The sequence below is a fragment of the Mesorhizobium kowhaii genome (genome assembly GCF_003253745.1).
GTDB classification, from domain to species: Bacteria; Pseudomonadota; Alphaproteobacteria; order Rhizobiales; family Rhizobiaceae; genus Mesorhizobium; species Mesorhizobium kowhaii.
In genome coordinates, this window is sequence record NZ_MZXV01000032.1 from 128,369 (window position 1) to 155,173 (window position 26,805).

A 26,805-nucleotide genomic window follows, 5' to 3' on the forward strand; every position below is an offset into this window, starting at 1 on the left:
GTAAAACCCGTTGAGCTTGTGCAATGAATCGGAACCGTCCGCCCTCTCCGCGCATTTCAATGGATCGTGAACAAGCCCACTTTCAACAATGCTCCGAGCGGGTCACCGGCAGGCTGGACAATCAAGCTCGGTGAATCGCCCATCATTGGCACGGCGATCCACAGCGGCTCCGATGTCGGGCGCGCTTGCCAACCGCTCCTGTCCATCTCGAACTCCGACCGGCTGCGGGAGGAGGACCCCTTCACCGAATACTTTATCGCCGATTTCCCGACCCAGATCATCGTCCATCGATCGCGCTTTCAAGTCGATTTGAACCGCGCGCGCGAGGCTGCGATCTATCTGTTGCCGGACCAGTCCTGGGGCTTGAACGTGTGGCGAGAGCTACCGGCCGAGGAGATCATAAACGAGTCCCTTGCCTTTCACGATGCGTTCTATGCCGAGCTCAAGCTGGTCCTGTCCGACGTCGAAAAGCGCTACGGCAGGTTCGTCCTTGTCGACGTCCACAGCTACAATCATCGGCGCGAAGGGCCGGAAGGAGTTCCCGCGTCTTACGATGTCGCGCCCGACATCAATATCGGCACATTCTCGATGGACCGCGCGCGCTGGGCGCCGATTGTCGACGCCTTCATGGAGACGCTGCGCGGCCAACGTCTCAACGGCGAGCCGATCGACGTGCGCGAGAATGTGTCCTTCCAGGGCAAGGGCGAACAGACCCGTTTCGTCCATGCCAATTTCCCCAAGACCGGGTGTGCCATCGCGGTCGAGTTCAAGAAGATTTTCATGGACGAATGGAGCGGCGACCCCGACTGGGCAGCGATTGAGCGGCTGCGCGCCATGCTGGCATCTACGGTGCCTGTCCTGGAGTCGGCGCTGCGGGCCACGCAATGAAGCCCAAGCTCGTTGAGCCCGCGCTCCCGTTGGCGCAAATCGAATCAGACTTGGACGCGCTTGTCCAGGACGGCAAGCCGATCCGCCGCGATTTCGGCAACGGCAACCGCTTGCACATGGATCGACCGCTGCCCTTTCTGTGTGTCCATGTTGGGTCGCATCAGGATGCAGCCTTCCACATTGTTTCCGCCAACGCGTCCTATCTGATCGCGGCCGACATTGGCCTCGCCGGCGAGGTCGCGCGGCTGGTGGCGCGAAGGATGCGCGATCACTGCGGCGCATTCCTCATGCTGGACCTCGGCGAGTTGGCCGAAGACCGGTTCCTGACCGAGGATGTTCCATACCTGCCGCCTTTCGAGATTGCGTTGGCCTGCGGCAACACGACGGCGGAGAAGGCTGCACTCAAGCGCTTCGCCACCGCTGCGGCCGCCCGCGAAGCAAAATACCGCACACCCCGCGTGGACGAACTCAACCCGGCGACACGCGCCGAAGCACGGCTCTGGGATGATCTCGGTGATACGGCGTGCCTGACGGTGCGCTTCGCCCCGATCTACAGAGTGCCGGGCACCAAGCGCGTCTACCCTGAACTCCACGACCTCGTCGTCGCCAACATGGTCGATTCCGCGCTTCAGGCCGTCAGCACCTTCCTGAAGGCATCAAGGCTGGAACCACCGGCAACCCATCGTTCACTCGGGCGCCGCGCCTATATCGATGCAGTCGTGCGCGCTGACCGTGCGATCGACGACGTTGCATCGACGTTCGATTTTCTGCTTGCCGTCACACCGATCAATGCCGAACCAGCCTGGCTGGAGTTCCAGGCAGGTGTCTTTGAGCGTGTGCCCGCACTGCTCTACAGGCCGCTCGAGTTCGAGGTCGCCGTCGAGAAGCGGAAGCTCTATTCGATCTCGCTCGATCATTTGGAAGATCCGCTCCTGACCAAGCTGCTCTCCGAAAAGCAGCAGGAACTCGATCTCCAACTGTCGATGCTCGCGGCACGCGAAACGCCCCGCTTCGTCGAACTCGGACGAGCACTTTATGGTGGCGTCGAACCGAGCCTGGCGGCGCGGGCACGCACTATTCTCGAAAGGGTACCGCGAATTGCTCCAGCGACCCGGCAGAAGAGCCTGGGTGCTGACGCCGTTGCTGCGGCTGCGCGAGACATGATCGCCGGATACCGGGCCGCCTATCCCAATTTCGATGCTTCCGTGGAGATCCGCGGCGACCTGCCGGCTGGCCTCCTTGTCTCTCGAAACCGACTGCTGGTTTCGCGCGATACCAACCTTCCATCGGAGCGTCTGACTGCGCTGCTTAGCCACGAGATCGGTGTTCATCTGCTGACCTATTTCAACGGTGATGCGCAGGGGCTCGCCATCTTCCGCAACGGGCTCGCCGGCTACGAGGGCATGCAGGAGGGACTGGCCGTGCTGGCGGAGTATCTGGTCGGCGGCATGACCGCGGCGCGGTTGAGGCTGATCGCGGCCAGGGTCATCGCATGTGAGGTGATGCTCGCCGGCGCGACGTTTGAGGAAACCTTCCGCATTCTCCAAAGGGATTTCGGTCTCGATGATCGCAGCGCCTTCAACGTCGTTCTACGTGTCTATCGAGGCGGTGGCCTTGCAAAAGACGCCATCTATTTGCGCGGCGTGGTGCAGATTCTCGATCATCTCAAGAACGGCGGCAGCCTCACTCCTTTCTGGATCGGCAAGATCTCCGCCGCGCATTTCGGCGCGATCCAGGAACTCAATGCGCGCGGTCTGCTGCGGGCGCCGCGCCTCGAACCCGCGTTTCTCTCATCCGACGCGGCGCGTCCGCGCCTCAAGAAAGCGATGGCGGGAATCGATCCGATCGATATGGTTGAAACTTGAGCGGAGCAGCCTCAATGCGCATTGCGTTCTTTGTCAATTCCATTGAGAGCGAGACGCCCAGCTACACGACGACGACGTTGGCGCTGGCTGCAGTCCAGCGCGGCCATTCTGTTGTCTATGTTGAACCAGGCGACTTCATACTGCGTCCGGATGACGGTCTGGCTGTCAGCGTCGCGGTTGTGCCGGATGCTCCCTACAAGACGTCCGATACGCTGTATGCTGCCCTGAAGGATGCCGCGAAGCAGAAAAAGACCTTCGCGACAAGCGATATCGACATCTTGTTTCTGCGCAACGACCCGTCGCTGGACGCCACCGCTCGACCATGGGCCGCCAACGCAGGCGTTATGTTTGGGCGGCTTGCAGCGGAACGCGGCGTCATTGTCGTCAACGATCCGGACGGTCTGGGACAGGCACAGAGCAAGCTCTACCTTCAGACTTTTCCCGAGGTCGTTAGGCCGGCGACCCTGATATCGCGCAGCATTTCCGAGATCCGCGCATTCATCGACAAAAACTCCAAGGGCTGTATCGTCAAACCACTGCAAGGGTCGGGTGGCAAGAACGTCTTTCATATTGCGACGCCTGCTGATTCCAATCTCAACCAGATTTTCGAGGCGGCCAGCGGTGACGGCTATCTCATCGCGCAGGCCTACATTCCCGAGGCTAAGGCTGGCGACGTGCGTCTTTTTCTGATGAACGGCCTGCCGCTGCTGCGCGACGGCAACTACGCAGCCTTTCGCCGTGTCCCAGCCAAGGGCGACGTCCGGTCCAATATCCATGCCGCCGGAACAGCCCGCAAGGTCAAGGTAACAGGCACGATGTTGCGCCTTGCCGAGATGGTGCGCCCCAAGTTGATCAGCGACGGCATGTTTCTGGTTGGGCTCGACATCGTCGGTGACAAACTTCTGGAGATCAACGTTTTCACGCCAGGCGGGCTGGCACGGCTCGCCGCTATGTACAAGACGGATTTTGCCATAAGTGTCATCGTTGCGCTGGAGGAGAAGCGAATGCTGCGGCAAGCCTATGGAAAGACCATGCCGAATTCGCGGCTGGCGACGCTCTGAGGAACGCAGGCAAGCCGGCTAGCCCACCAGTCGGTGCGGCAAGTAGCGGCCGGCTTTGGCGGACGGCTGATCGGCTGGGAACCAGTGGCCTAACGGGCCGTAGTTGTCGCGAAGCTCCTGTTTCTGGCGACTCGAGCCGTCGTGTGAAGGGCAACTTTTGAGAGCGCATGAATGTCGGCAAATAGGCCACTTTCTCGTTCGCCATCGACGAGACGAATGTCAACACTCCACCCGATCCGGACCTCAATGATCGTTCCGTGGAAAGGCAACATCGGGTCCGGGCGTGAGCCCGACCGGTGAGCGAACTTCCGCAACGGGTCGAACTCGGCCGTTCGGAGTGATTTGGGTTTTGACCCCAAAGCGCGTCGCGTTACCGCTGCGACCCACTGCCCGAGACGAAGCGCACGACAGAAGCGGCCATCTCGTAATCCTTTGGCGCCACGACAGCGAAGCCACCGGAGTGCTTCGATTCCAGAAGCTCGTAGATGTCTGGCGTCGTCGACTTGAGATTGGTGAGGAACACGGTGAGCCGGCGCTTGGCTTCCGGGTCGAGATCACTGCGGACGGCGTGGGGACCATATCTCAGCAGGCCCGACGTCCATACGACCCGAAGTGCCACTGCCGAAAGCCCCGCTGCTTCCAGCCTCGCCTGCGTGCCCGATGCTTCCGGCTGGCTGTCGGCAGCGGCCGTTACCCAGCCGAACAGGCCATCGGCCTTGCCATCGATCAGCATCTCCTCCGCCGCCGCAGCCGAATCGGCATGGACCAGAAACGGTGCATCTTCCGCAATCTTGCGGCCTTCCGCCATCAACGCCGCCAATGGCAAGAGAGAACCGCCGACGCTGTCCGAAGGGGCCATGGCGATGCGATGGCTTTCCATTGCCGCCAGATCAGGCAGCTTGCCGTCCCGCGTCAGCAGAACGGAGCGGATGCCGATCGCGCCGTCAAAATCGACCGGAGCCACAAGCGGCTCGATACATCCGCAGCGTTGCGACGCTGTCGCATAGGCGGTCGCCGAATAGATTGCGTATTCGATGCGGGCATTGGCCTGCGCCTCGATCAGCGCGGCATAGTCGCGGGCAACGACAAACTCGACCTTCATGCCCAGGGCCCTGGTGTAGGCGTCGGTCAACTGGGCCAGCCCCGGAACGGTGTTGCCGGCGCCTGGCTCGGCAACAATGCCGATGCGAAACGTGCCGATATCATCGCGCCAGTCGGCATGCGCCGGATTGGACCAAAGCGCACCGTGCACCAGCATGAGAGCGGCATATGCCTTCAAGGCAACCCTCATGACAGAACCGCCGTTTGCTTTCCTCGATCCATGCCCATGCCCGGCGCATCGTTGCGACATGCATTCTTTATTGTGCATGTCGTTGTCCCAAAACCGCTGTGCACTTTTGGGCGACATGCATTTCTTTGTTTGTGCATGTCGTTGTCCCAAAACCGCTGCGCACTTTTGGGCGACATGCACCAGACTATCACGCCTGGTCGTTGCCGTTTGGTTTCCGAATTGCCAATGAAGTCGCGGAACCCTATGTCTGGTCGTTCAAACTGGCAACAATTCGATGACGCGCGCTTTCCTCTTCGTTCTGGACTCCTTCGGCATCGGCGGGGCGGCCGACGCCGACCGCTACGGCGACGCCGGCGCCAACACATTCGCGCACATCATAGAAGCCTGTGCCGAAGGCCGCGCGGATCGCGAAGGGCTTCGCAGCGGACCGCTGTTTGTCCCCTACATGGCCTCGCTCGGGCTTGGCAAGGCTGCCGAAACCGCCACGGGACTGGGCTTCGCCAGCAGCGGGACGGATCTGCTCAGCACGGCCTTCCACGGCGCGGCGCAAGAGGTTTCGAGCGGCAAGGACACGCCGTCGGGCCATTGGGAAATCGCCGGCCTGCCGGTGCGCTTCGACTGGGGCTATTTCCCGGATACGGTTCCCGCCTTTCCGGCAGCGCTGACCGAGGCGATGATCCGCGAGGGCAAACTGCCCGGCATTCTCGGCAATTGTCATGCGCCGGGCACCGAAATCATCGAGCGGTTCGGCGAGGAGCACATCCGTACCGGCAAGCCGATCTGCTACACGTCGGTCGACTCGGTCCTGCAAATTGCCGCGCATGAAGCCCATTTCGGTCTCGAGCGGCTTTATGAATTCTGCAAGGTGGTGCGCAGGCTGGTTGACCCGCTGAGGATCGGACGGGTGATTGCACGGCCGTTCGTCGGGGAAACCACCGCGACCTTCGAGCGAACCTACAACCGGCATGACTACGCCGTGCCGCCGCCGGAGCCGACCCTGCTCGACCGGCTGACGGCGCGTGGCAGCCGCGTCATCGCCATCGGCAAGATCGGCGACATCTTCGCCCATCGCGGAATTTCGCAAGTGCGCAAGGCGGCGGGCAACATGGCCATGTTCGACGAGGCGCTGGGCGCGATGGATGATGCCGGCGACGGCGACCTCGTCTTCGCCAATTTCGTCGACTTCGACACCGAATTCGGGCATCGCCGCGACGTCGCCGGCTACGCCGCGGCACTTGAAGCCTTCGACCGGCGGCTGCCGGAGGCGTTCGCAAGGCTGCGGCAGGGCGACCTTCTCATCCTGACGGCCGACCATGGCAACGATCCGACCTGGCGCGGTACCGACCATACGCGTGAACGCATTCCGGTGATCGGCACCGGACCGGGCTTCACGGGCGGCGACATCGGGCTGAGAACGACTTTCGCCGACATCGGTGAAACGGTGGCCGAGCATCTTGGGCTGGCGCGCGGCCGTTACGGCACGTCTTTCCATACAGCGATTGGCGGCCATGCCTGAATTGCCGGAGGTCGAAACGGTCCGGCGTGGGCTGCAGCCGGTTCTGGAAGGCGCCACCATCACCCGTGTCGAGGCGCGCCGACCGGATCTGCGCTTTCCGTTTCCCGAAAAATTCTCGCAGCGGCTGACCGGCAAGACGATCACCGCGCTCGGCCGCCGGGCCAAATATCTGACGATGGACGTTGAAGGCGGTCCGGTGCTGATCTGCCATCTCGGCATGTCGGGCTCATTCCGCATCGAGACGGCGGATGGCAGCGACATGCCGGGCGTCTTCCAGCACGACCGCTCGAAGAACTCCAACCACGACCACGTCGTCTTCCATGTCCTATCTTCGGGCGGCGCCAGTTCGCGCGTGATCTTCAATGATCCGCGCCGCTTCGGCTTCATGTTGTTTGCCGAAGGGCCGCCGGACGTCCATCCGATGCTGGCCGGGCTCGGCGTTGAGCCAACCGGCAATACATTGGACGGCGCGCTGCTTGCCTCATTGATGAAAGGACGGCGATCACCGCTGAAGGCAGCGCTTCTCGACCAGAGACTGATCGCCGGGCTCGGCAACATCTATGTGTCGGAGGCGCTGTGGCGCGCCAGCCTGTCGCCACTGCGCGAGGCGGGCACGATCGCCAAGCCCGGGAAGAAGGCCCAGGCCCAAAGCGAACGCCTCGCCGAAGCCATTCGCTCGGTGATATCAGATGCGATCGCGGCCGGCGGGTCCTCGCTCCGGGACTATATGCAGACCGATGGGTCGCTGGGCTACTTCCAGCATTCCTTCGCCGTCTACGACCGTGAGGGCGAGCCTTGTTCGAAACCCGGCTGCAGCGGCCACATCGAGCGCATCGTGCAGAGCGGCCGATCGACCTTCTATTGCCGGACCTGTCAACGGTGAGTTAGAGCAATTCCTGGAAAAGTGTGAAACGGTTTTCCCGGAAAAGCGCATAGCGCTTCCCCTAGGGAATTGCGTCAAAACAAAGAGATAGGGCGGTTCTGCGGTTCAGTGAAACGATGAGCCGCTCTGGACGATGGGCGAGCGAGGAGAAGCAAGTCATGGCCTATGAGACGATCATCACCGAGAGGCGCGGCAAGGTCGGGCTGATCACGCTGAACAGGCCGCAGGCGCTCAACGCGCTGAATTCCCAGATCCTGGCCGAACTGGTGGCAGCCGTGAACGGCTTCGGCGCCGATGCCGGCATCGGCGCCATGGTCATCACCGGTTCTGAAAAGGCTTTCGCTGCCGGCGCCGACATCAAGGAGATGCAGGCGATCTCCTATGTGGATGCCTATCTGCAGGACTTCTTCGTTGGCTGGGAGGAGTTTACGCGGGCGCGGAAGCCGATCATCGCTGCGGTGGCCGGCTACGCGCTAGGCGGCGGCTGCGAGCTGGCGATGATGTGCGATTTCATCATTGCCGCCGACACGGCCAAGTTCGGCCAGCCCGAAATCACGCTCGGCGTCATTCCCGGCATGGGCGGGTCGCAACGGCTGACCCGCTTCGTCGGCAAGTCGAAGGCGATGGATATGTGCCTGACCGGACGGATGATGGATGCAGCCGAAGCCGAGCGTTCGGGCCTGGTGTCGCGGGTCGTGCCTGCCGGCGAGCTCGTCGAGGAGGCGCTGAAGGCGGCCGCCAGGATCGCCGACTTCTCGCTGCCATCGGTGATGATGGCAAAGGAGGCCGTCAACCGCGCCTTTGAGACGACGCTTGCCGAGGGATTGCGGTTCGAGCGCCGGCTGTTTCACTCGCTGTTCGCGCTCGAGGACCAGAAGGAAGGCATGGCGGCCTTCGCCGAGAAGCGGAAGCCGAATTTCAGCAACCGCTGACGCCAGTCCGACGGTCGCCAAAAAGAAGGCCAAGCGGCGTTGACGCGCCGGAAAAGCTGAACTATAAGCCGCACCAACCGAGGCGGCCCCGTGGCTGCCCGTTTGTTTTTTGCGCCCTGCGGCATCCCGCATGCGCCGACCAGATCAGAAGAGAGGCATCATGGCCAATACATCCTCGGCCAAAAAGGCAACGCGCAAGATCGTACGCCGCGCGGCGGTCAACAAGAACCGTCGCTCGCGCGTCCGCACTTATATCCGCCAGGTCGAAGAGGCACTTGCCTCCGGTGACAAGGCTGCCGCACAGGCGGCCTTCAAGATCGCGGAGCCGGAATTGATGCGCGCCGCAACCAAGGGCGTGATCCACAAGAACACCGCGTCGCGCAAGGTGTCGCGACTGGCCCAGCGGGTCAAGGTTCTGTCTGCCTGACATCACTTCCTGGACTGACGTTCTTGGAACCCGGCCGATTGTGCCGGGTTTTTTCGTTTGCCGGCAAGTACTTAAAAAGAATACTCGGAAACGGTGAACAACACGGATTTCGCAGTTCGAAATGCTTTGCCGGCACATGCATGCCCGCTGATGGTCGGCATGCTCGAAAAGAGTCAGCTAAAAAATTCTCGACCCTCAGAAATAATCTATATTTTTCAGATAGTTACGGATAGTCGTCCACAGCTTGTTCACATCGAGCCGGGGCGATGGGGGACAAGTAGCTGTCAAGTGAATTATTTCAGAAAATTTCGCGCCGTGCCGGCTTTTTCATATTCGCCGGAAAAGAGTTTGAATCACAATGGCTTTGTTAAAATGTGCCGTTGCGGCATGCCACTCGAACCTGCCTCTAGTAACCAGATTCCTTAAAAATCGGTTAGTCCCGGCCTTGCCCTATCCACAGCGATTTCGGTAATGTCGGTCTGTCGAAAGGGAGGGGCTCCGGCCCTTGACCCAGCCTGAAACGGCCAGCTTAAATTGGCGGGATTTGCGACGCGGATCAAGTCCGTGGACGGGTTTGGTTTGTCTTTTTCGATACGGTAGGGGACTGGCGTAACTAGACATGGCAGGTAGACGGCGCGCCGGCGCTCTTTTCGCCGGACGGTGTCGTATTGCCCTGACATACCCAACGCGGGCTGGCTTCCATGGGCCGGCACCGGTTTCCCCCGGATATTGGCGATGTCATCTGCCAGCGGCGGCAGCAGGCACCGTAGCGAAGACGCAATTGCCGGAACACGGATGCAGGAGGCGCATCCCCGGTGGAAACAGGTACGGAAGGACAAGGAAAAGATCATGCAGAGCGGCATCGAAAGGGAGCTTACGGGCGACCTCCCATTTCCTGGAACTTTGGTCGGAGCAAACGACATGGCGGTGTCCAGCGACGCGGAACAGAAATTCGACCGGGTCAAGACCCAGTTGAAGGCGCGCCTGGGAACCGAAGTCTATTCGAGCTGGTTCGGCCGCATGAAGGTCGCGGAGGCTTCCAAGGGCATCATCCGCATCTCGGTGCCCACCGCCTTCCTGCGCTCATGGATCAACGGTCACTATCTCGACCTCATCTCAGAACTGTGGAAACAGGAGGATCCCGATCTCCTCAAGATCGAGATCGTCGTGCGCACGGCGACGCGCCAGGGGCGCAGCCAGGTCGAGCCGGAGGTGGCCCCTGCACGAGCCAAGATGACGCGGCAGACGCAGACGGCGCTTGCCGCCGGCACCGTCAGCCCCGGCCGGACAGAGCGTGCACCGGCTCCGCGTCCGGGCACACCGGTCGAGAGCGAATTCCGGCACAACGTGCTCGGCTCGCCGCTCGATCCGCGCTACACATTCGGCTCCTTCATCGAGGGACCGTCGAACCGGGTGGCCTTCGCCGCCGCCAAGGCAGTGGCGGAATCGCAATCGAGCGCGGTGCGCTTCAATCCGCTTTTCCTTCACGCAACCGTTGGGCTCGGCAAGACACACCTGTTGCAGGCAATCGCCGCGGAATCGCTGAAGCAGAACCCCAAGTCGCGCGTCGTCTATCTCACGGCCGAGTATTTCATGTGGCGCTTTGCCACCGCGATCCGTGACAACAATGCACTGACGCTCAAGGAACAGCTGCGTGACATCGACCTGCTCATCATCGATGACATGCAGTTCCTGCAGGGCAAGTCGATCCAGCATGAATTCTGCCATCTGATCAACATGTTGCTCGACAGCGCCAAGCAAGTCGTCGTTGCCGCCGACCGGCCGCCTTCGGAACTGGAATCGCTCGAACCGCGGGTCCGCTCGCGTCTCAATGGCGGCGTCGCGCTTGAAATGTCGGCGCCCGATTTCGCCATGCGCCTTGGCATGCTCAACCTGCGCCTTGCCACCGCCAGGGTCGATGACGCATCGCTCAATATTTCGGAGGAGATCCTCAATCACGTCGCCCGCACCGTCACCGGCAGCGGACGCGAGCTGGAAGGGGCGTTCAATCAGCTGCTGTTCCGCCAGTCCTTCGAACCGCAGATCACCATCGACCGGATCGACGAGATCCTCGGCCACATCTATCGCACCGGCGAGCCGAAGCGGGTCCGCATCGAGGACATCCAGCGCATCGTCGCGCGCCACTACAACGTGTCGAAAACCGAGTTGCTGTCCAACCGGCGCACGCGCACCATCGTCAAGCCGCGGCAGGTCGCCATGTATCTGTCGAAGGTGATGACGCCGCGCTCGCTGCCTGAGATCGGACGGCGTTTCGGCGGCCGCGACCACACCACGGTGCTGCACGCCGTGCGCAAGATCGAGGACCTTTCCGGCAACGACAACACGCTGGCGCAGGAACTTGAGCTCTTGAGGCGGTTGATCAACGACCAGGCCTGACCGGCGCGGGGGAACTCGAACCGGAACAGCACCGGAATTCAATGGCTTGCGGGTGCAGCCCTGAACCCGGAATGGGCTCGCTGCATTGCCTGGAAGCGATCCGGATTTCGGTTTTACGACACCGGCTCGCGGACTTCGTGCCCTTTATCCCCAGAAAGCCCGCGTAGCCGACCCGAACCGGTGGCGCGGGCTTGCGTTTGCTGGTTTTTTCCTGTCAGTTTACGCAGATTCTGAGCCTGTTCAGATCTTTCGCGGGGCGCCGCTCACTGGTGACCCGTCATTCATTCAAGCGAGCCTGTTTCGTCATGCGTGTTATCCTGGAACGGTCAAATCTCCTGAAGTCGCTCAATCACGTCCACCGTGTGGTCGAGCGGCGCAACACCATACCGATCCTGTCCAACGTGCTGCTCAGCGCCGAGGGCGCCAGCCTCGAAATGAAGGCGACCGATCTCGACCTCGAGGTGACGGAAGCAACGCCTGCCAAGGTGGAGCGCGGCGGGGCGACGACGGTTCCCGCACATCTGCTCTACGACATCGTGCGCAAGCTCGCCGACGGCGCCGAGGTGATGCTGAAGACGGACGAGGACGGCAACGCCATGTCGGTGACGTCCGGCCGTTCGAGCTTCCGCCTCCAGTGCCTGCCGCAATCCGACTTCCCCGAGCTTTCGGCCGGATCCTTCTCGCATATCTTCCGTCTCGACTCGGTTGCCCTGAAAGGCCTGATCGAGAAGACCCAGTTCGCCATCTCCACCGAAGAGACGCGCTATTATCTGAACGGCATCTACCTGCACACGCATGAGGTCGGCGGCAAGCTGAAGCTGCGCTCTGTGGCGACCGACGGCCACCGTCTGGCGCGCGCCGAGATCGACGCGCCGGCGGGTTCCGAGGGCATGCCGGGCATCATCATTCCGCGCAAGACCGTGAGCGAGCTGCAGAAGCTGGTCGACGATCCGGATGTCGCGGTCACCACCGAACTGTCGGACACCAAGATCCGCTTCACCATCGGCAGCGTGGTTTTGACCTCGAAGCTTATCGACGGCACCTTCCCGGACTATCAGCGGGTCATTCCGACCGGTAACGACAAGAGGCTGATCATCGACCGCCAGAGTTTCGCCGCCGCAGTCGATCGCGTCTCGACCATCTCCTCCGAACGCGGCCGCGCGGTGAAGCTTTCGATCAGCGAGGGTCAGGTGACGCTTGCGGTCAACAATCCGGATTCAGGCAGCGCCACCGAGGAACTGGCCGCCGACTATTCGTCCGATCCGATCGAGATCGGCTTCAACGCCAAGTACCTGCTCGACGTTGCCGCGCAGCTGACCGGCACGGAGGCCAAGTTCATGCTGGCCGACGCCGGTTCGCCGACGCTGATCCACGACATGGCCGACGAGACCGCGCTCTACGTCCTGATGCCGATGCGGGTCTAACCAATCCGGCTTCGCGACTGGACCGGCAGCGAGAACGATGGTTGCGGCGACTTCTAGAGCAATTCCAGGAAAAGTGCGAAACGGTTTTCCGTCCGGAATTGCATCAAAACAAAGAGATAGAGCGGTTCTGCGTTTCCGTGAAACGACGAACCGCTCTATAGGCGGATAGCGGTTGCCGGCACAGACTTACATAAGTAAGCTTACACTTACCAATTTTCGCAACTACGCGGGGCTGGTGATCGACCTGGCGCCGGGTGCTGTGGTTTTTTCCGGCGACAACGGTGCCGGCAAGACCAATCTCCTCGAAGCGATCTCCTTGCTGACGCCGGGACGCGGCTTGCGCCGCGCGCCTTATGCGGATGTGGCGCGCGAGGGCGGCGACGGCGGCTTTGCCCTGCATGCGCGGCTCGACGGGCCCGACGGCCAGGTCGAGATCGGTACGGGCATTTCGGGTGGCGACGGTGCTGGCGAAGGCGGCAGGCGGGTGCGTATCAACGGCGCTTCGGCGCGTTCAGCCGAGGACATGCTGGAATGGCTGCGCGTGGTGTGGCTGACACCTGCGATGGACGCGTTGTTCACCGGACCGGCCGCGGATCGCCGGCGCTTTCTCGATCGGCTGGTGCTGGCGATCGATCCCGGCCACGGCCAGCGCGCGATCGACTACGAGAAGGCGATGCGCGGCCGTAACCGACTGCTTACCGAAGGTTCCCGGGACGACCGTTGGTTCGAGGCGATCGAGACACAAATGGCCGAAACCGGTGTGGCGATCGCCGCCGCGCGCGCCGAGATGGTGCGCCTGCTGGCCGCAATGATCGACAGGCTGCCCGACACCGGACCGTTTCCGCAGGCCGATATCGGCCTTTCGGGTGACCTGGAGGCCGAGATTGCCGCCGCGCCGGCAGTCGATGTCGAGGAGCGGTTCCGTCGGACGCTTGCCGACGGCCGTGACCGCGACCGCGCCGCCGGGCGCACGCTCGAGGGACCGCACCGATCGGATCTGGTGGTTCGGCACCGCCCCAAGGCAATGCCGGCCGAGCTCTGCTCCACAGGTGAGCAGAAGGCGCTACTGGTCGGCATCGTCCTGTCACACGCCCGGCTGACCGGCGAGATGTCAGGCATGACACCGATCCTGCTGCTCGACGAAATTGCCGCGCATCTCGATGGCGGGCGGCGCGCGGCGCTGTTTTCCATCCTCGAAGACTTGAACTGCCAGGCGTTCATGACCGGAACCGATGCGGCGCTGTTTTCCAGTCTCAAGGGGCGTGCGCAATTCCTGACTGTCGACCACGGCACGGTTGGGCCAACGATCTAGATCTTTGTTCATGCATGTCGTTGTCCCAAAACCGCTTCACACTTTTAGGCGACATGCATTGGGGTTATGCATGTCGTTGTCCCAAAACCGCTTCGCACTTTTGGGCGACATGCATTAGCTCCTGACAAGATTTTTCAGCCACTATATGGTCCGGCAATGACCGCTGCCGCCCTGACCGCCGACGAGATCGAACGCTATGCCCGCCACATCGTGCTGCCCGAGGTCGGCGGCGCCGGCCAGCAGAGACTGAAGCAGGCGCGGGTTCTGGTCATCGGTGCCGGCGGGCTAGGCGCGCCGGTGCTCGAATATCTTGCCGCCGCCGGCGTCGGCACGCTCGGCGTGATCGACGATGACACCGTTTCGCTTTCCAACCTGCAGCGCCAGGTCATTCACGGCACCGACACTGTCGGCATGCTGAAAACCGGTAGTGCCAAGGCGGCAATCGAGCGCATCAATCCTAACACCATCGTCGAGACGCACACGTTCCGGCTGACCACGGACAATGCCCCTGCCCTCGTCGCCCGTTATGACATCGTCGTCGACGGTTCCGACAATTTCGAAACCCGCTATGCGGTGGCCGACGCCTGCGCGAGCGAGAGGAAACCGCTGGTGCATGCCGCCGTCGGACGCTTCGACGGCTCGGTGACCGTGCTGAAGCCATTCGAAGACGGCAAGGACGGCAAGCCCAACCCCGGCTATCGCGATCTGTTTCCGGAACCGCCGCCGCCTGGCCTGGTGCCGTCTTGTGCCGAGGCCGGTGTGCTTGGTGCGCTGACCGGCGTCGTCGGCACGCTGCAGGCGATGGAGGCGATCAAGCTGATCACCGGCATCGGCGAGCCGCTGGTTGGCCGGCTGCTGCTCTATGATGCGCTGGCCGCGCGCTTCGACACCATCCGCTACAAGAGAAACTGACACCGTGAACTGGAAAGAAGCTGTCTCCATCACGCGGATCCCAGCCGATTTCGACCGCTGGGACGATGTGCTCGCATTGATCACGGATGCCTTCGCCGGCATGGACGGCGTCATCGACCCGCCCTCCTCGGCGCACCTGCTGACCGCCGACACTCTGCGCGACAAGGCGCGGCGTGAGATTGGCTTCGTGGCGCTCAACGGTGACAGGATCGTCGGCTGCGTTTTTGCCCTTGAAAGGACGGCGGAATATTATGTCGGCAAGCTCGCCGTTGCGCCGGATTGTCAGGGACAAGGCATTGGCCGGCGGTTGATGCAGGCGGTCGAGGATCTTGGCCGCAGCCGAGGCAAGGCTGCGGTCGAGCTTCAGACGCGGATCGAACTGACCGGAAACCATGCGGCCTTTGCCCGCTTCGGCTTTCACGAGACCGAACGGACGGCGCATGAGGGCTATATCCGGCCAACCTCGATCACCATGCGCAAGGTCCTTGCGTAAGCGTTGTCTTTCTTTCGAAAGCCTGGCGTCAGGTTCTAGAGCCTATTCCATCCCGATGGAATCGGGATGGGGCTCTATCTCTTTGTTTGAGCATGATCTCTAGACAAACGGTTTCCGTTTGTCCGAGAAAACCGGTCTCCACTTTTCGGGATCATACTCTAAGCGGCAGCACGCGATCCGGCGGACGGTGGCCGTCGACGAATGCGCGGATGTTGATGATGACCTTTTCGCCCATGTCGATGCGGCCTTCGAGCGTCGCCGAGCCCATATGCGGCAGAAGCACGACCTTGCCCTTGGCGGCGAGCTTCAGCAGCTTTGCGTTCAGTGCCGGCTCGTGCTCGTAGACGTCGAGGCCGGCGCCGGCGATCTTGCCGTCCTGGATCAGCTTGACCAGCGCTTCCTCGTCGATGATGTCGCCGCGCGCGGTGTTGACGACATAGGCCGTGGGCTGCAGCAGCGCCAGCCGCCGCGCCGAAAGCAGATGGAAGGTCGCCGGCGTCGACGGGCAATTGACCGAAATGATGTCCATGCGGGCCAGCATCTGGTCGAGGCTTTCCCAATAGGTCGCTTCCAGCCCGTCTTCCACGGCCGGCAGCACGCGATGGCGGTTGTGGTAGTGGATCGACAGACCGAAGGCTTTGGCGCGCCTCGCGACCGCGGTGCCGATGCGCCCCATGCCGACAATGCCGAGCCGCTTGCCCCAGATGCGCCGGCCAAGCATCCAGGTCGGCGACCAGCCGGCCCATTTCTTGTCGCCGGTGAGCACGTTGGCGCCTTCCACCAGCCGCCGCGGCACCGCCAGCATCAGCGCCAGGGTCATATCGGCGGTGTCCTCGGTCAGCACATTGGGCGTATTGGTGACGGTGATGCCCTTCTTGGCCGCGGCCTCGACATCGATCTTGTCGACGCCATTGCCGAAATTGGCGATCAGCTTGAGATTGTCGCCGGCCTGGGCGATCAGCGCGGCATCGATCTGGTCGGTCACCGTCGGCACCAGCACGTCGGCTTCCTTGACCGCCGCAACCAGCTCCGGTTGCGTCATCGGCCTGTCCTCGACATTCAGCCGGGCATCGAACAGTTCGCGCATGCGGGTCTCGACCAGGTCGGGCAGCTTTCGCGTGATGACCACGAGAGGCTTCTTTTTGCCTGCCATTGTTTCCTCGTATCCCGATCTCGTTGAGACCTCTTTAACCAAGACCGGCGAAACTGAAAGCCGGTCGCGGTGCCGATTACCCCATGTAACAAGCGGTGCCGCCGAAGACAAAGAAAAAGGGGCGCCAAGGCAAGCGCCGAAAGGAATGAAAGTGTCTGGTTTCGCGTCGCTTCGCCTGACCCTCAGTGCAGCATTTCTCGGCGCTCTGCTTTATCCTCCGCTTGCCGCGGCGCAGAGTGCGGCAGCACCTGCCCAGAGCGTCGTCACGCTCGGCCCGAGCGGTCTGCCGCTGCCGCGATTCGTCAGCCTGAAATCCGGCCGCGTCAACTCGCGCGTCGGCCCCGGCGCCAACTACTCGGTCGACTGGATGTACATGAAGGCCGGCCTGCCTATGGAGATCATCCAGGAATTCGATACATGGCGCCGCGTACGCGATGCCGACGGTTCGGAAGGCTGGATCAACCAGTCGCTGCTTTCCGGCCGGCGCACGGCAATCGTCGCCCCGTGGCAGCGCGGCAAGGGTGCCCAGGTCAACCTTCTCAACAGCCCTGAAAAGGACGCAAGGGTGGTCGCGATGGTCGAGCCTGGCGTCATGGGCACGATCAAGTCCTGCGACGGCCAGTGGTGTGAAATGACGTTCGATGGCCACACCGGCTGGCTCGCCCAGTCGGTTGTCTGGGGCGCCTATCCCGGTGAACGGGTCAAGAACTGATCTTTTGACCTTATTCGCGGTCGCGGAGGCGCGGGAACCGCCATCAGACGGGCGCCAGAGTAGAGCGTCCAGACAGTCTCTTAGCGCCCGATACGGCCGAGATGGGTGTCCTGAAAGCCGGTTGGCAGCTTCAGGCCGTAGCCCAGCGCACGATCGATGGCGATGTGGGCGATCCAGATCAATGCAACCGCCGTCGCGGTCGCATTGCCGGACAGATGACCGGCAAGCAGCAGCAGCACGGGCACGATCAGGATATGCAGGGCGTTGTAGGCAAGGGCACCGACGCGCGGCCCGGCCAGATAGCCAAACATCGACAAGTCAGGCGCCAGGATAAGCAATCCGAAGAGCCACCAGGACATGCCGGTTGAACCGTAGAAGACGACGGCAGCCACCGCAACGATGGCCCATTCGAGCCGGATTGTCAGGTCGAGGGGTTTCATCCCTTGCCGATTATTCTGGCCTGGCCGATTATTCCGGCCTGGTCGATCATTCTGGCCTTGCCGTTTATTCTGGCCTCGCCGGTCATTCGCAGCGCTTGGGGCGCAGCCTCACCACGATGTCGACATTGGCGATCTCCATCCCCTCCGGCGGCTCCGGCAGGTTGGCAACCGTCACCGGACCGCTGTCGATGTCGAATATGCGGTTTTCGCCTTCGATGTAGAAATGGTGGTGGTCGGAGGTGTTGGTGTCGAAATAGGTCTTCGCGCCCTCAACGGCGAGGATGCGCAACAGGCCTGCCTGGGTGAACTGGTGAAGGGCATTGTAGACGGTGGCCAGCGACACCGGCACGCCGGCGGCGACCGCCTCCTCGTGCAGTTCCTCGGCCGACAGATGGCGGTCGCCCTTGGCGAAAAGCAGGTCGGCCAGCGCAATGCGTTGGCGTGTCGGCCTCAGGCCGGCTTCACGGACCCGCTTGTCCACAGCGACATTTTCCTTCCGACCGTCCAGGCCCATCTTCTTGTCGAACCCCACAGTTCCGCCCTAAGACACGCCCAGAATGGCAAAAAAATGAACGTCTGCCGAACCCGGACCCCTGCTGACATATATTCTGTCGTCCGAATGCGATCAATAGCGCGCATTGACCCAGGCAGACGAGCAGGTTAAGCGCAAACGCCGGTTTCCGGCCTGAAACAGATTGTGTTAGGAAACCAACGACAAGGGCGCCCGATAGCCCGGAACGATATGGGGACGAGATTGATGGCGGGTTCGAAATCCAGCTACGACTACGACGAATTGCTGGCCTGCGCCCGCGGCGAACTGTTCGGACCGGGCAATGCCCAGCTTCCCTATCCGCCCATGCTGATGTTCGACCGCATCACCGAGATCAGCGAGACGGGCGGCGCCTTCGACAAGGGCTTCATCCGCGCGGAATTCGACATCAAGCCGGACCTGTGGTTCTTTGCCTGCCATTTCATCGGCAATCCGATCATGCCCGGGTGCCTCGGCCTCGACGCCATGTGGCAATTGACGGGCTTCTATCTCGGCTGGCTCGGTGAACCCGGCAAGGGAATGGCGCTGTCGACCGGTGAGGTAAAATTCAGGGGCATGGTGACGCCCTCGGTGAAGAAGGTCGAGTATGGGATCGACTTCAAGCGCGTGATGCGCGGCCGGCTGGTGCTCGGCATTGCCGATGGCTGGCTGAAGGCGGATGGCGAACCCATATACGCGGCAACGGATTTGAAGGTCGGTCTGTCCAAGCAGTCGGCGGTCGGCTGACCGGGAACCCCGGCCGGCCCCCCTGGAAGGAGTTGCGAATGAGACGTGTCGTAGTCACAGGCCTCGGCATCGTGTCGTCGATCGGCAACAATGCCAACGAGGTGCAAACCTCGCTGCATGACGCCAGATCCGGCATCAGCTTCTCCGATTCCTTCGCCGAACATGGCTTCCGCTGCCAGGTCTGGGGAGCGCCGACGCTCGATCCATCCGCGATGATCGATCGCCGCGCGATGCGCTTCCTGTCGAAAGGTGCCGCCTGGAACCACGTCGCCATGGATCAGGCGATCGCGGATGCCGGCCTCGGCGAGAGCGACATCACCAATGAGCGCACCGGCATCGTCATGGGATCTGGCGGACCATCCACCAGCACCATCGTCGAAGCGGCAGAGATCACGCTGAAGAACGGCAGTCCCAAGCGCATCGGTCCGTTCGCGGTGCCAAAGGCAATGTCGTCGACCGCATCGGCAACGCTTGCCACCTGGTTCAAGATCCACGGCGTCAACTACTCGATCTCGTCGGCCTGCTCGACCTCGGCACATTGCATCGGCAATGGCTACGAACTAATCCAGTGGGGCAAGCAGGACATGGTCTTTGCCGGCGGCCATGAGGACCTCGACTGGACGATGTCGGACCTGTTTGACGCCATGGGTGCCATGTCGTCGAAATTCAACGACCGGGCATCCGCCGCCTCGCGCGCCTATGACGCCAATCGCGACGGCTTCGTCATCGCCGGCGGCGCCGGCGTGCTGGTGCTGGAAGAGCTGGAGCATGCCAAGGCGCGCGGCGCCAAGATCTACGCCGAGATCGTCGGCTATGGCGCAACCTCGGACGGCTTCGACATGGTGGCGCCATCCGGCGAAGGCGCGGTCCGCTGCATGCGCCAGGCAATGGCGACGGTTTCCACACCGGTCGACTACATCAACACTCATGGCACGTCGACGCCGGTGGGCGATTCCAAGGAAATGGCCGCGATCCGCGAGGTATTCGGCGAAAAGATGCCGTACATCACGTCGACGAAATCGCTGACCGGCCACTCGCTGGGCGCCGCCGGCGTGCAAGAATCCATCTACTCGATCCTGATGATGCAGGGCGGTTTCATCGGCGAAAGCGCGCATATCGAAACCCTCGACCCCGAATTCGAGGGCATGCCGATCGTGCGAAAGCGCATCGACAACGCCAAAATCGACACTGTTTTGTCAAATTCGTTCGGCTTCGGTGGCACCAACGCAACGCTCGTTTTCCAGCGCTATTCCGCATAAGGACTGCCTGCATGGACGGATTGATGAAGGGCAAGCGCGGGCTTGTCATGGGTGTCGCCAACGATCATTCGATCGCCTGGGGTATCGCCCGGAAATTGTCCGAACATGGGGCGGAGCTCGCTTTCACCTATCAGGGTGACGCCTTCGGGCGCCGGGTCAAGCCACTCGCCGACAAGCTCGGCGCCTCGCTGGTCGTGCCGTGCGACGTCGAGGACAGCGCTTCGGTCGCCGCCACGTTCGAGACCCTGGGCAATGCCTGGGGCGGGCTTGATTTCGTCGTCCACGCCATCGGCTTTTCCGACAAGAACGAACTGAAGGGCCTCTACGCCGATACCAGCCGGGACAATTTCGTCCGCACCATGGTGATCTCCTGCTACTCCTTCACCGAGATCGCCCGCCAGGCCGCCGCCTTGATGCCCGACGGCGGATCGATGATCACGCTGACCTATGCGGGTTCGGTCCGTGTCATGCCGAACTACAATGTCATGGGCGTCGCCAAGGCCGGGCTGGAGGCCAGTGTGCGCTACCTCGCCAACGACTACGGTCCGCGCGGCATCCGGGTGAACGGCATATCAGCTGGACCGGTGCGTACGCTCGCCGGCGCCGGGATTTCCGATGCGCGCCACATGTTCTCCTACCAGCAGCGCAACTCGCCGCTGCGCCGCACCGTGACCATCGATGAGGTCGGCGGTTCCGCGCTTTATCTGTTGTCCGATCTGTCTTCGGGCGTTACCGGCGAAATCCATTATGTCGATTCCGGCTATCACATCGTTTCCATGCCGACGCTCGATGAATTGAAGCAGACCGACGGCGGGCGAGACTAATGCATGGCGCCCAAAAGTGCGCAGCGGTTTTGGGACGACGACATGCATAAAACACAAGCTTAAAGTGCGTCGAGCGAATCCGTTTCAACGCGACACGCTTTAGTCCGCACAAGAAATACTTCCGGTCCAATAAAATTGGACGCATTCGCGGAAACTCATTTTAAAGACATATCCGCTAGAAAGCCCTGTACTCTGGGGACCTTTCAATGCCTGTCGTCAGCAACCCGAAGCGAACGCCGGTGTTCCGATTGCTCACCATAGCAAGCTCGGGTATCGGCAGTTTCGTCCTCGGACTCTGGGGCCTGAAGCACGGTCTCGGCGATGGTTTTGCCGGCATATCGGTGGACATGCTGGTCGCAATGTTGGCTGCCCTTTGCGCACTGGCGGCGTCGGTAGCCGCGATGTCCTTCTTCGCCGGCGTCGATGAATCGGTGGACTTCGTCTTCAACGAAACCCATTTCGACAAGCTGACCGGCCTGCTGGCGCGTCCGGCGATGGTCGGCAAGATCGCCGAGGCGGCATGCGCGACCAGCCGGACGGGCGAGCCGATGTTCCTCATCGACATCGACATCGATCGGTTCAAACAGATCAACGACGCTATCGGCTACAGTCAGGGCGACGAGTTGATCCGTGCCTTCACCAAGCGATTGAAGACCTGCGTGCCGCAACGCGTGGCAATCGGACGAATCGGCGCCGGTGAATTCGCCGTTCTGCTCCCCGACAACCAGGTGTCGGGGTCGCTGGAAAGTGCCGTCGAGAGGCTCATCGACGAGATGATGGAGCCCTATGAGCTCAGCACGCACCTGCAATCGGTCAGCCTGTCAGTGGGCATCGTGGCAATGCCAAAGGACGGTGTCGATCCCGTCCTCATCCTGCGCCGCTCCAATCTGGCGCTGCAGAATGCGCGCGCCAGCGGCGTCGGCAACTGGTCGGTCTTCCACGCCGAGATGGGCAGGGTCGCCGACCATCGCCAGTGGGTCGAGTCCGAGTTGCACGTTGCCTTCGAGCGGGGCGACTTCGACCTTCACTACCAGCCGCAGCTCGATCTCCCGACCGGCCGCATCGTCGGTTATGAAGCGCTGATCCGCTGGCGGCATCCCGAACGCGGCATGATCCCGCCGATGGAGTTCATTCCGATCGCCGAGGAGACCGGCATGATCGGTCCGATCGGCGAATGGGTGCTGCGCAAGGCCTGCAGCGACGCCCGCCATCTGCCCGACGACTGCTTCGTCGCCGTCAACATCTCACCCGTGCAGTTCATGACCAAGGACTTCGTCGGTATCGTGCGCGACACCATGACGAGCACCGGTATCAAGCCGTCGCGGCTGGAACTGGAAGTGACCGAGACGGCAATGATGCAGGATCGCGACCGCGCCGCCACCATCCTGAAGCAGCTTGCAGACATGGGCATCTCGGTTGCCGTCGATGATTTCGGCACCGGCTATTCCAATCTGAGCTACCTGATCGACTTCTCGTTCGGCAAGCTGAAGATCGACCGCTCCTTCGTCAGCCGCCTCGACACGGACTCCAGCTCCGGCGCGGTCGTTTCGACCATTGTCGGGCTTTCGCGCGCGCTTGGCGTGAGCATCATCGCCGAAGGCGTCGAGACCGAAAGCCAGGCGACGCTGCTGAGGGCAGCCGGCTGCGAAGTGGTGCAGGGCTACCTGTTCGGCAGGCCTGCGCCACTCAAGTTCAGGGTTGGCGACGTTCACGTCACCGACGAGACGCGGCGCGTCGCCAATCTGCATTGAACGTGGTGCCGCATCTGCTCACTCAAGCATGATCTTTTTCCGAAAACCGGTTCCCACTTTTCGAGATCATGCTTTAACGACGCGCGACAAGCACCTTGAACATGCCGTCACGGGCGAGTTCGGCATGGCTCGAGAAGGCCGCCGACAGTACCGGCTCGTAGGGAAGCTGACGGTTGGCGACCATGAACAGCCGCCCACCTGGCTTCAAGGCCTTGGCCACCGAATGGATCATGCCGGCGCCGATCTCCGGCTCGGCCGCGCGGCTGCGGTGAAAGGGCGGGTTCATGGCGATCGCGTCGTAGCGCTTCTCGACCGGCTCCTTCAGCAGATCAGTCCAGAAGAAATCCCTGGCGATCGACTGGCTAACCCCTGCCAGATTGAGCTTTGCGGCTTCGAGCGCAGCGAAATCGGCCTCATAGAGGTCGAGCGCCAAAATGCCCGGTGACCGGGCGGCTATCTCGGCAGCCACATAGCCCCAGCCGGCGCAGAAATCGGCGATGCTGCCACGCAGATCATTGGGCAGGTTCTCGACCAGCAATCTCGAGCCGGTATCGAGCCGGTCGAAGGAAAACATGCCGGGCGCGGTGCGGAAACGGCCTTCAACCAGCAGAGCGGGATTGGCGGCGCGCAGGTCTTGCGCGGCGGCCAGATCGGCAGGACGGCGAAACCAGAAGGCAATGCCGTGATATTTCGGCAGATGGCCCTCAAGCGGCACAAGTTCGTCGACGCGCTTGCGCAGGCTGGCGATACCATCGTCCTTGCCGCCGGCAACGACCACCAAACCGCCCGGTGCCACGCGCTCGAGCGCCTCGGCGAGGCGCAATTCGTTCAGGCCGCGATGCCTACCGGCAAGCACAAGTGCCATGGCAAAGTCGCCGCCTTCGGCTTGCGCGGTGACGATGAGCCCAGACGCCTGCAGCGCGCGAAAATGTGGCCGGAAGCCCTGTACGAGGTGAAGCGTGGCCTCGAAGCCTTCGGGCGGGCGAAAGCCCGGTTCGGCGCCGAGAAACAGGGCGCGATCGCCCTTTCCCGGCAACGCAACAGCCTCGGCCTCAAAGGGATGGAAAAGCGTCTTCAGCGGTTCGGCGGACATTGTTCGATCTCGAAACGAGGCCTGTCTTGACAGTCTGAAATGAAAAAAGACGGGCCGAAAATGAAAACCCGGGCTGAAAATGAAAACGGGCGCGACATAAGCCGCGCCCGCTTCGATTTATGATCTCGGACCGATCAGGCGGCGTTTTCTTCGCCTTCGGTCTTCTTGTCGCGGGCGAGTTCCTTGCCGGTGGCCTGGTCGACGACCTTCATCGACAGGCGGACCTTGCCGCGCTCGTCGAAGCCCATCAGCTTGACCCAGACCTTGTCGCCTTCCTTGACGACGTCCGAGGTCTTGGCAACCCTGTCGTTGGCAAGCTGCGAGATGTGGACGAGGCCGTCACGCGGACCGAAGAAGTTGACGAAAGCGCCGAAGTCGGCGGTCTTGACGACCGTGCCTTCGTAGATCTCGCCGACTTCCGGTTCGGCGACGATGGTGTGGATCCACTTCTTCGCCGCCTCGATCTCCTTGGCGTTCGACGAAGCGATCTTGACCGTGCCGTCGTCCTCGATGTTGATCTTGGCGCCGGTCTTTTCGACGATTTCGCGGATGACCTTGCCGCCCGAGCCGATGACGTCACGGATCTTGTCGGTCGGGATGTGCATGACCTCGATGCGCGGTGCGAACTCACCTAGCTCCGAACGCGCGCCGGAGAGCGCATGGCCCATTTCGCCGAGGATATGCAGGCGGCCGTCCTTGGCCTGGCCAAGCGCGATCTGCATGATCTCCTCGGTGATGCCATCGATCTTGATGTCCATCTGCAGCGAGGTGATGCCGTTGGCGGTGCCGGCGACCTTGAAGTCCATGTCGCCGAGGTGATCCTCGTCGCCAAGGATGTCGGAGAGAACGGCGAAGCGCTCGCCTTCCTTGATCAGGCCCATGGCGATACCGGCGACGGGCTTGGCCAGCGGAACACCAGCATCCATCAGCGCCAGCGAGGTGCCGCAGACGGTCGCCATCGACGACGAGCCGTTGGACTCGGTGATCTCCGAGACGACGCGCAGCGTGTAGGGGAACTGGTCAGCGCTCGGCAGCATCGGGCGGATAGCGCGCCAGGCGAGCTTGCCATGGCCGATTTCGCGGCGGCCCGGCGAACCCATGCGGCCGGTTTCACCGACGGAGTAGGGAGGGAAGTTGTAGTGAAGGAGGAACTTCTCCTTGTACATGCCGGTCAGCGAATCGACATACTGCTCGTCCTCGCCGGTGCCGAGCGTGGCAACGACCAGCGCCTGGGTCTCGCCGCGGGTGAACAGTGCCGAACCGTGGGTGCGCGGCAGGACGCCGACTTCGGAGACGATCTTGCGGACGGTCTTGAGGTCGCGGCCATCGATGCGCGAGCCGGTGTCGAGGATGTTCCAGCGCACGACCTTGGCCTGGAGTTCCTTGAACACGGTGCCGATCTGTTCGGACGTGTACTTGGCCTCTTCGCCTTCAGCCGGAGCAAACGCGGCCTTGACCTTCGCCTTGACGGCGTCGACGGCGGCGTAGCGCTTCTGCTTGTCGATGTTCTTGTAGGCATCGCGAAGCTCGCCTTCGACGATCTTCAGCATTTCGGCTTCGAGCGCGGAATAGTCCGGCGCGGTGAAGTCGCGCGGTTCCTTGGCGGCAACTTCGGCCAGCTTGATGATGGCGTCGATGACCGGCTGGAAGCCCTTGTGGCCGAACATGACGGCGCCGAGCATCAGCTCTTCGCCGAGTTCCTTGGCTTCGGACTCGACCATCAGAACGGCGTCGGTGGTGCCGGCGACGACGAGGTCAAGCTTGGATTCCTGCATCTCGTCGACATGCGGGTTGAGCACGTATTCGCCGTTGATGTAGCCGACGCGGGCGCCGCCGATCGGGCCCATGAAGGGAACGCCCGAAAGGGTCAGGGCCGCCGAGGTGGCAACGATCGACAGGATGTCGGGATCGTTCTCGAGGTCATGCTGAACGACGGTGACGACGATCTGCGTGTCGTTCTTGTAGCCTGCGGCGAACAGCGGGCGGATCGGGCGGTCGATGAGGCGGGAAACCAGCGTTTCCTTCTCGCTCGGACGGCCTTCACGCTTGAAATAGCCGCCCGGGATCTTGCCGGCGGCGTAGGTCTTTTCCTGGTAGTTGACGGTCAGCGGGAAGAAATCGAGGCCGGGCTTGGGCTCCTTCATCGAAACGACGGTGGCGAGAACCTTAGTCTCACCGTAGGTCGCGAGCACCGCGCCGTCGGCCTGGCGCGCGATCTTGCCGGTTTCGAGGATGAGCGGACGACCGCCCCATTCGATTTCCACTTTGTGGTGATTGAACATATCTTGTCCTTAATAAGCGGAAAGGGCCGCGCCGTTTCACGGTGCGCGGATGCCCTTTCCCTGGCTTCCTTTCTCGGGCAGCCACGGGCAAGACAACGGGAAGCTCGGTGATTTCAGCGCGGCGAGCGCGCGAGCGTCCTGCAATCCTGCCCCATGACCGTCCATGGGCGGTTTCGAGTGGCCCTCTGCATGCTCGAAACCGGGTCTGGCCAGTCGATACGACTGGCAGAATGCGCGACCGGCGGGCCCTCCGAAGAAAGCCCGCCGGTCAATTCGTCAACGGCGCAGACCGAGCTTCTCGATCAACGTCTGGTAGCGCGCGTCGTCCTTGCGCTTGAGGTAATCAAGCAGGCTCCGGCGCTGGGAGACGAGGGCGAGCAGACCACGGCGGGAATGGTTATCCTTCTTGTGGTCCTTGAAATGGTCGGTCAGGTTCTTGATGCGCTCGGAAAGGATGGCCACCTGGACTTCCGGAGACCCGGTGTCGCCCTTGGCGGTTGCGAATTCACCCATCAATTCCTGTTTGCGCTCGGCAGTAATCGACATCGTGTTTTTCCTTATCTGTTTGAGGAAACGGGTCGCCCTCAGCCGGGATGTCGTCCAGCAGGGGCCGG

The 26,805-nt window shown here is 62.1% G+C and carries 24 protein-coding genes; 17 read left to right on the forward strand and 7 right to left on the reverse strand.

All coding sequences use genetic code 11. The features are described 5' to 3' along the window. The first annotated feature begins 66 nt into the window (after positions 1 to 66). From B5V02_RS13470 to B5V02_RS13480, 3 genes are read left to right on the forward strand one after another with little or no spacing between them, the layout of a single operon-like run. A complete protein-coding gene (locus B5V02_RS13470) occupies positions 67 to 888 on the forward strand; it encodes an N-formylglutamate amidohydrolase (RefSeq protein ID WP_111544662.1) in 822 nt (273 codons plus the stop codon). Beyond that, entirely contained in the window at positions 885 to 2,753 is a 1,869-nt protein-coding gene (locus B5V02_RS13475) for a flavohemoglobin expression-modulating QEGLA motif protein (RefSeq protein WP_111544663.1), read from the forward strand. The genes B5V02_RS13470 and B5V02_RS13475 overlap by 4 nt, the downstream gene beginning before the upstream one ends. 14 nt (positions 2,754 to 2,767) lie before the next feature. Further along, positions 2,768 to 3,814, forward strand: coding sequence for a glutathione synthetase (locus tag B5V02_RS13480; RefSeq protein WP_111544664.1), 1,047 nt, complete (start codon positions 2,768 to 2,770; stop codon positions 3,812 to 3,814). 370 nt (positions 3,815 to 4,184) lie between these two features. Here the strand turns inward: B5V02_RS13480 and B5V02_RS13485 are convergent, their stop codons facing one another. Next, entirely contained in the window at positions 4,185 to 5,105 is a 921-nt protein-coding gene (locus B5V02_RS13485) for a phosphate/phosphite/phosphonate ABC transporter substrate-binding protein (RefSeq protein WP_167458488.1), read from the reverse strand. A gap of 274 nt (positions 5,106 to 5,379) precedes the next feature. On the opposite strand from B5V02_RS13485, the gene B5V02_RS13490 reads away from it, so the two are divergent. The 9 genes from B5V02_RS13490 to B5V02_RS13530 all read left to right on the forward strand — a co-directional run bounded on the left by B5V02_RS13490 (position 5,380) and on the right by B5V02_RS13530 (position 15,401). Then, the gene (locus B5V02_RS13490; RefSeq protein ID WP_111544665.1) at positions 5,380 to 6,621 is read left to right on the forward strand and encodes a phosphopentomutase; all 1,242 of its coding nucleotides are present in this window, start codon (positions 5,380 to 5,382) and stop codon (positions 6,619 to 6,621) included. After that, the gene (gene mutM / locus B5V02_RS13495) at positions 6,614 to 7,504 is read left to right on the forward strand and encodes a bifunctional DNA-formamidopyrimidine glycosylase/DNA-(apurinic or apyrimidinic site) lyase (protein WP_111544666.1); all 891 of its coding nucleotides are present in this window, start codon (positions 6,614 to 6,616) and stop codon (positions 7,502 to 7,504) included. The genes B5V02_RS13490 and mutM overlap by 8 nt, the downstream gene beginning before the upstream one ends. 158 nt (positions 7,505 to 7,662) lie before the next feature. Then, a complete protein-coding gene (locus tag B5V02_RS13500; protein WP_111544667.1) occupies positions 7,663 to 8,436 on the forward strand; it encodes an enoyl-CoA hydratase in 774 nt (257 codons plus the stop codon). A gap of 160 nt (positions 8,437 to 8,596) precedes the next feature. Then, a complete protein-coding gene (gene rpsT, locus B5V02_RS13505) occupies positions 8,597 to 8,863 on the forward strand; it encodes a 30S ribosomal protein S20 (RefSeq protein WP_027039558.1) in 267 nt (88 codons plus the stop codon). Positions 8,864 to 9,712: 849 nt separating this feature from the next. Then, positions 9,713 to 11,260 carry a chromosomal replication initiator protein DnaA gene (gene dnaA / locus B5V02_RS13510; protein ID WP_111545382.1) on the forward strand — a complete coding sequence of 516 codons (1,548 nt, stop codon included), beginning with the start codon at positions 9,713 to 9,715 and terminating at the stop codon, positions 11,258 to 11,260. A 305-nt stretch (positions 11,261 to 11,565) separates the two neighbouring features. Beyond that, a complete protein-coding gene (gene dnaN / locus B5V02_RS13515) occupies positions 11,566 to 12,684 on the forward strand; it encodes a DNA polymerase III subunit beta (protein ID WP_111544668.1) in 1,119 nt (372 codons plus the stop codon). Between the two features lie 172 nt (positions 12,685 to 12,856). Further along, positions 12,857 to 13,996 carry a DNA replication/repair protein RecF gene (gene recF / locus B5V02_RS13520; protein ID WP_111544669.1) on the forward strand — a complete coding sequence of 380 codons (1,140 nt, stop codon included), beginning with the start codon at positions 12,857 to 12,859 and terminating at the stop codon, positions 13,994 to 13,996. Positions 13,997 to 14,152: 156 nt separating this feature from the next. Then, a complete protein-coding gene (locus B5V02_RS13525) occupies positions 14,153 to 14,908 on the forward strand; it encodes a molybdopterin-synthase adenylyltransferase MoeB (RefSeq protein ID WP_111544670.1) in 756 nt (251 codons plus the stop codon). A 4-nt stretch (positions 14,909 to 14,912) separates the two neighbouring features. Beyond that, positions 14,913 to 15,401: a GNAT family N-acetyltransferase gene (locus B5V02_RS13530; RefSeq protein ID WP_111544671.1), complete on the forward strand. Its 489-nt coding sequence runs from the start codon at positions 14,913 to 14,915 to the stop codon at positions 15,399 to 15,401. A gap of 151 nt (positions 15,402 to 15,552) precedes the next feature. On the opposite strand, the gene B5V02_RS13535 is transcribed toward B5V02_RS13530, so the two are convergent. Further along, positions 15,553 to 16,554, reverse strand: coding sequence for a 2-hydroxyacid dehydrogenase (locus B5V02_RS13535; protein WP_111544672.1), 1,002 nt, complete (start codon positions 16,552 to 16,554; stop codon positions 15,553 to 15,555). A gap of 151 nt (positions 16,555 to 16,705) precedes the next feature. Here B5V02_RS13535 and B5V02_RS13540 point away from each other — a divergent pair, with 151 nt between their 5' ends. Further along, positions 16,706 to 17,266: an SH3 domain-containing protein gene (locus B5V02_RS13540; protein WP_111545383.1), complete on the forward strand. Its 561-nt coding sequence runs from the start codon at positions 16,706 to 16,708 to the stop codon at positions 17,264 to 17,266. Between the two features lie 80 nt (positions 17,267 to 17,346). Here B5V02_RS13540 and B5V02_RS13545 read toward each other — a convergent pair whose 3' ends face one another. Together B5V02_RS13545 and irrA are read right to left on the reverse strand one after the other, a co-directional pair. Then, the gene (locus B5V02_RS13545; protein WP_111544673.1) at positions 17,347 to 17,706 is read right to left on the reverse strand and encodes a DUF4260 domain-containing protein; all 360 of its coding nucleotides are present in this window, start codon (positions 17,704 to 17,706) and stop codon (positions 17,347 to 17,349) included. Between the two features lie 82 nt (positions 17,707 to 17,788). Continuing rightward, positions 17,789 to 18,220, reverse strand: coding sequence for an iron response transcriptional regulator IrrA (gene irrA, locus B5V02_RS13550; protein WP_167458528.1), 432 nt, complete (start codon positions 18,218 to 18,220; stop codon positions 17,789 to 17,791). 243 nt (positions 18,221 to 18,463) lie between these two features. Between irrA and fabA the strand changes: the two genes are divergently transcribed. The 4 genes from fabA to B5V02_RS13570 all read left to right on the forward strand — a co-directional run bounded on the left by fabA (position 18,464) and on the right by B5V02_RS13570 (position 22,816). Then, positions 18,464 to 18,982 carry a 3-hydroxyacyl-[acyl-carrier-protein] dehydratase FabA gene (fabA, locus tag B5V02_RS13555; protein ID WP_111544675.1) on the forward strand — a complete coding sequence of 173 codons (519 nt, stop codon included), beginning with the start codon at positions 18,464 to 18,466 and terminating at the stop codon, positions 18,980 to 18,982. 38 nt (positions 18,983 to 19,020) lie between these two features. Next, on the forward strand, positions 19,021 to 20,241 hold the full coding sequence (gene fabB / locus B5V02_RS13560; protein WP_111544676.1) for a beta-ketoacyl-ACP synthase I: 1,221 nt from the start codon (positions 19,021 to 19,023) through the stop codon (positions 20,239 to 20,241). 11 nt (positions 20,242 to 20,252) lie between these two features. After that, entirely contained in the window at positions 20,253 to 21,065 is an 813-nt protein-coding gene (fabI, locus tag B5V02_RS13565) for an enoyl-ACP reductase FabI (protein WP_111544677.1), read from the forward strand. Positions 21,066 to 21,271: 206 nt separating this feature from the next. After that, positions 21,272 to 22,816 (forward strand): putative bifunctional diguanylate cyclase/phosphodiesterase, encoded by a 1,545-nt coding sequence (locus B5V02_RS13570; RefSeq protein ID WP_111544678.1) that lies wholly within the window; start codon positions 21,272 to 21,274, stop codon positions 22,814 to 22,816. 73 nt (positions 22,817 to 22,889) lie between these two features. On the opposite strand, the gene B5V02_RS13575 is transcribed toward B5V02_RS13570, so the two are convergent. The 3 genes from B5V02_RS13575 to rpsO form a co-directional block, all read right to left on the reverse strand. After that, the gene (locus B5V02_RS13575; RefSeq protein WP_111544679.1) at positions 22,890 to 23,909 is read right to left on the reverse strand and encodes a class I SAM-dependent methyltransferase; all 1,020 of its coding nucleotides are present in this window, start codon (positions 23,907 to 23,909) and stop codon (positions 22,890 to 22,892) included. A gap of 134 nt (positions 23,910 to 24,043) precedes the next feature. Then, positions 24,044 to 26,191, reverse strand: coding sequence for a polyribonucleotide nucleotidyltransferase (gene pnp / locus B5V02_RS13580; protein ID WP_111544680.1), 2,148 nt, complete (start codon positions 26,189 to 26,191; stop codon positions 24,044 to 24,046). A 276-nt stretch (positions 26,192 to 26,467) separates the two neighbouring features. Then, on the reverse strand, positions 26,468 to 26,737 hold the full coding sequence (gene rpsO, locus B5V02_RS13585; protein ID WP_006202929.1) for a 30S ribosomal protein S15: 270 nt from the start codon (positions 26,735 to 26,737) through the stop codon (positions 26,468 to 26,470). Between the last annotated feature and the right edge of the window lie 68 nt (positions 26,738 to 26,805).

What these genes read in the sequence shown, in the direction of transcription:
- dnaN (WP_111544668.1), top strand. Translation starts at nt 11,566, where the DNA reads ATGCGTGTTATCCTGGAACGGTCAAATCTCCTGAAGTCGCTCAATCAC.
- irrA (WP_167458528.1), bottom strand. Translation starts at nt 18,220, where the DNA reads ATGGGCCTGGACGGTCGGAAGGAAAATGTCGCTGTGGACAAGCGGGTC.
- dnaA (WP_111545382.1), top strand. Translation starts at nt 9,713, where the DNA reads ATGCAGAGCGGCATCGAAAGGGAGCTTACGGGCGACCTCCCATTTCCT.
- B5V02_RS13480 (WP_111544664.1), top strand. Translation starts at nt 2,768, where the DNA reads ATGCGCATTGCGTTCTTTGTCAATTCCATTGAGAGCGAGACGCCCAGC.
- B5V02_RS13500 (WP_111544667.1), top strand. Translation starts at nt 7,663, where the DNA reads ATGGCCTATGAGACGATCATCACCGAGAGGCGCGGCAAGGTCGGGCTG.
- B5V02_RS13525 (WP_111544670.1), top strand. Translation starts at nt 14,153, where the DNA reads ATGACCGCTGCCGCCCTGACCGCCGACGAGATCGAACGCTATGCCCGC.
- fabB (WP_111544676.1), top strand. Translation starts at nt 19,021, where the DNA reads ATGAGACGTGTCGTAGTCACAGGCCTCGGCATCGTGTCGTCGATCGGC.
- pnp (WP_111544680.1), bottom strand. Translation starts at nt 26,191, where the DNA reads ATGTTCAATCACCACAAAGTGGAAATCGAATGGGGCGGTCGTCCGCTC.
- B5V02_RS13535 (WP_111544672.1), bottom strand. Translation starts at nt 16,554, where the DNA reads ATGGCAGGCAAAAAGAAGCCTCTCGTGGTCATCACGCGAAAGCTGCCC.
- fabI (WP_111544677.1), top strand. Translation starts at nt 20,253, where the DNA reads ATGGACGGATTGATGAAGGGCAAGCGCGGGCTTGTCATGGGTGTCGCC.
- rpsT (WP_027039558.1), top strand. Translation starts at nt 8,597, where the DNA reads ATGGCCAATACATCCTCGGCCAAAAAGGCAACGCGCAAGATCGTACGC.
- mutM (WP_111544666.1), top strand. Translation starts at nt 6,614, where the DNA reads ATGCCTGAATTGCCGGAGGTCGAAACGGTCCGGCGTGGGCTGCAGCCG.
- rpsO (WP_006202929.1), bottom strand. Translation starts at nt 26,737, where the DNA reads ATGTCGATTACTGCCGAGCGCAAACAGGAATTGATGGGTGAATTCGCA.
- B5V02_RS13570 (WP_111544678.1), top strand. Translation starts at nt 21,272, where the DNA reads ATGCCTGTCGTCAGCAACCCGAAGCGAACGCCGGTGTTCCGATTGCTC.
- B5V02_RS13545 (WP_111544673.1), bottom strand. Translation starts at nt 17,706, where the DNA reads ATGAAACCCCTCGACCTGACAATCCGGCTCGAATGGGCCATCGTTGCG.
- B5V02_RS13485 (WP_167458488.1), bottom strand. Translation starts at nt 5,105, where the DNA reads ATGAGGGTTGCCTTGAAGGCATATGCCGCTCTCATGCTGGTGCACGGT.
- fabA (WP_111544675.1), top strand. Translation starts at nt 18,464, where the DNA reads ATGGCGGGTTCGAAATCCAGCTACGACTACGACGAATTGCTGGCCTGC.
- B5V02_RS13475 (WP_111544663.1), top strand. Translation starts at nt 885, where the DNA reads ATGAAGCCCAAGCTCGTTGAGCCCGCGCTCCCGTTGGCGCAAATCGAA.
- B5V02_RS13490 (WP_111544665.1), top strand. Translation starts at nt 5,380, where the DNA reads ATGACGCGCGCTTTCCTCTTCGTTCTGGACTCCTTCGGCATCGGCGGG.
- B5V02_RS13575 (WP_111544679.1), bottom strand. Translation starts at nt 23,909, where the DNA reads ATGTCCGCCGAACCGCTGAAGACGCTTTTCCATCCCTTTGAGGCCGAG.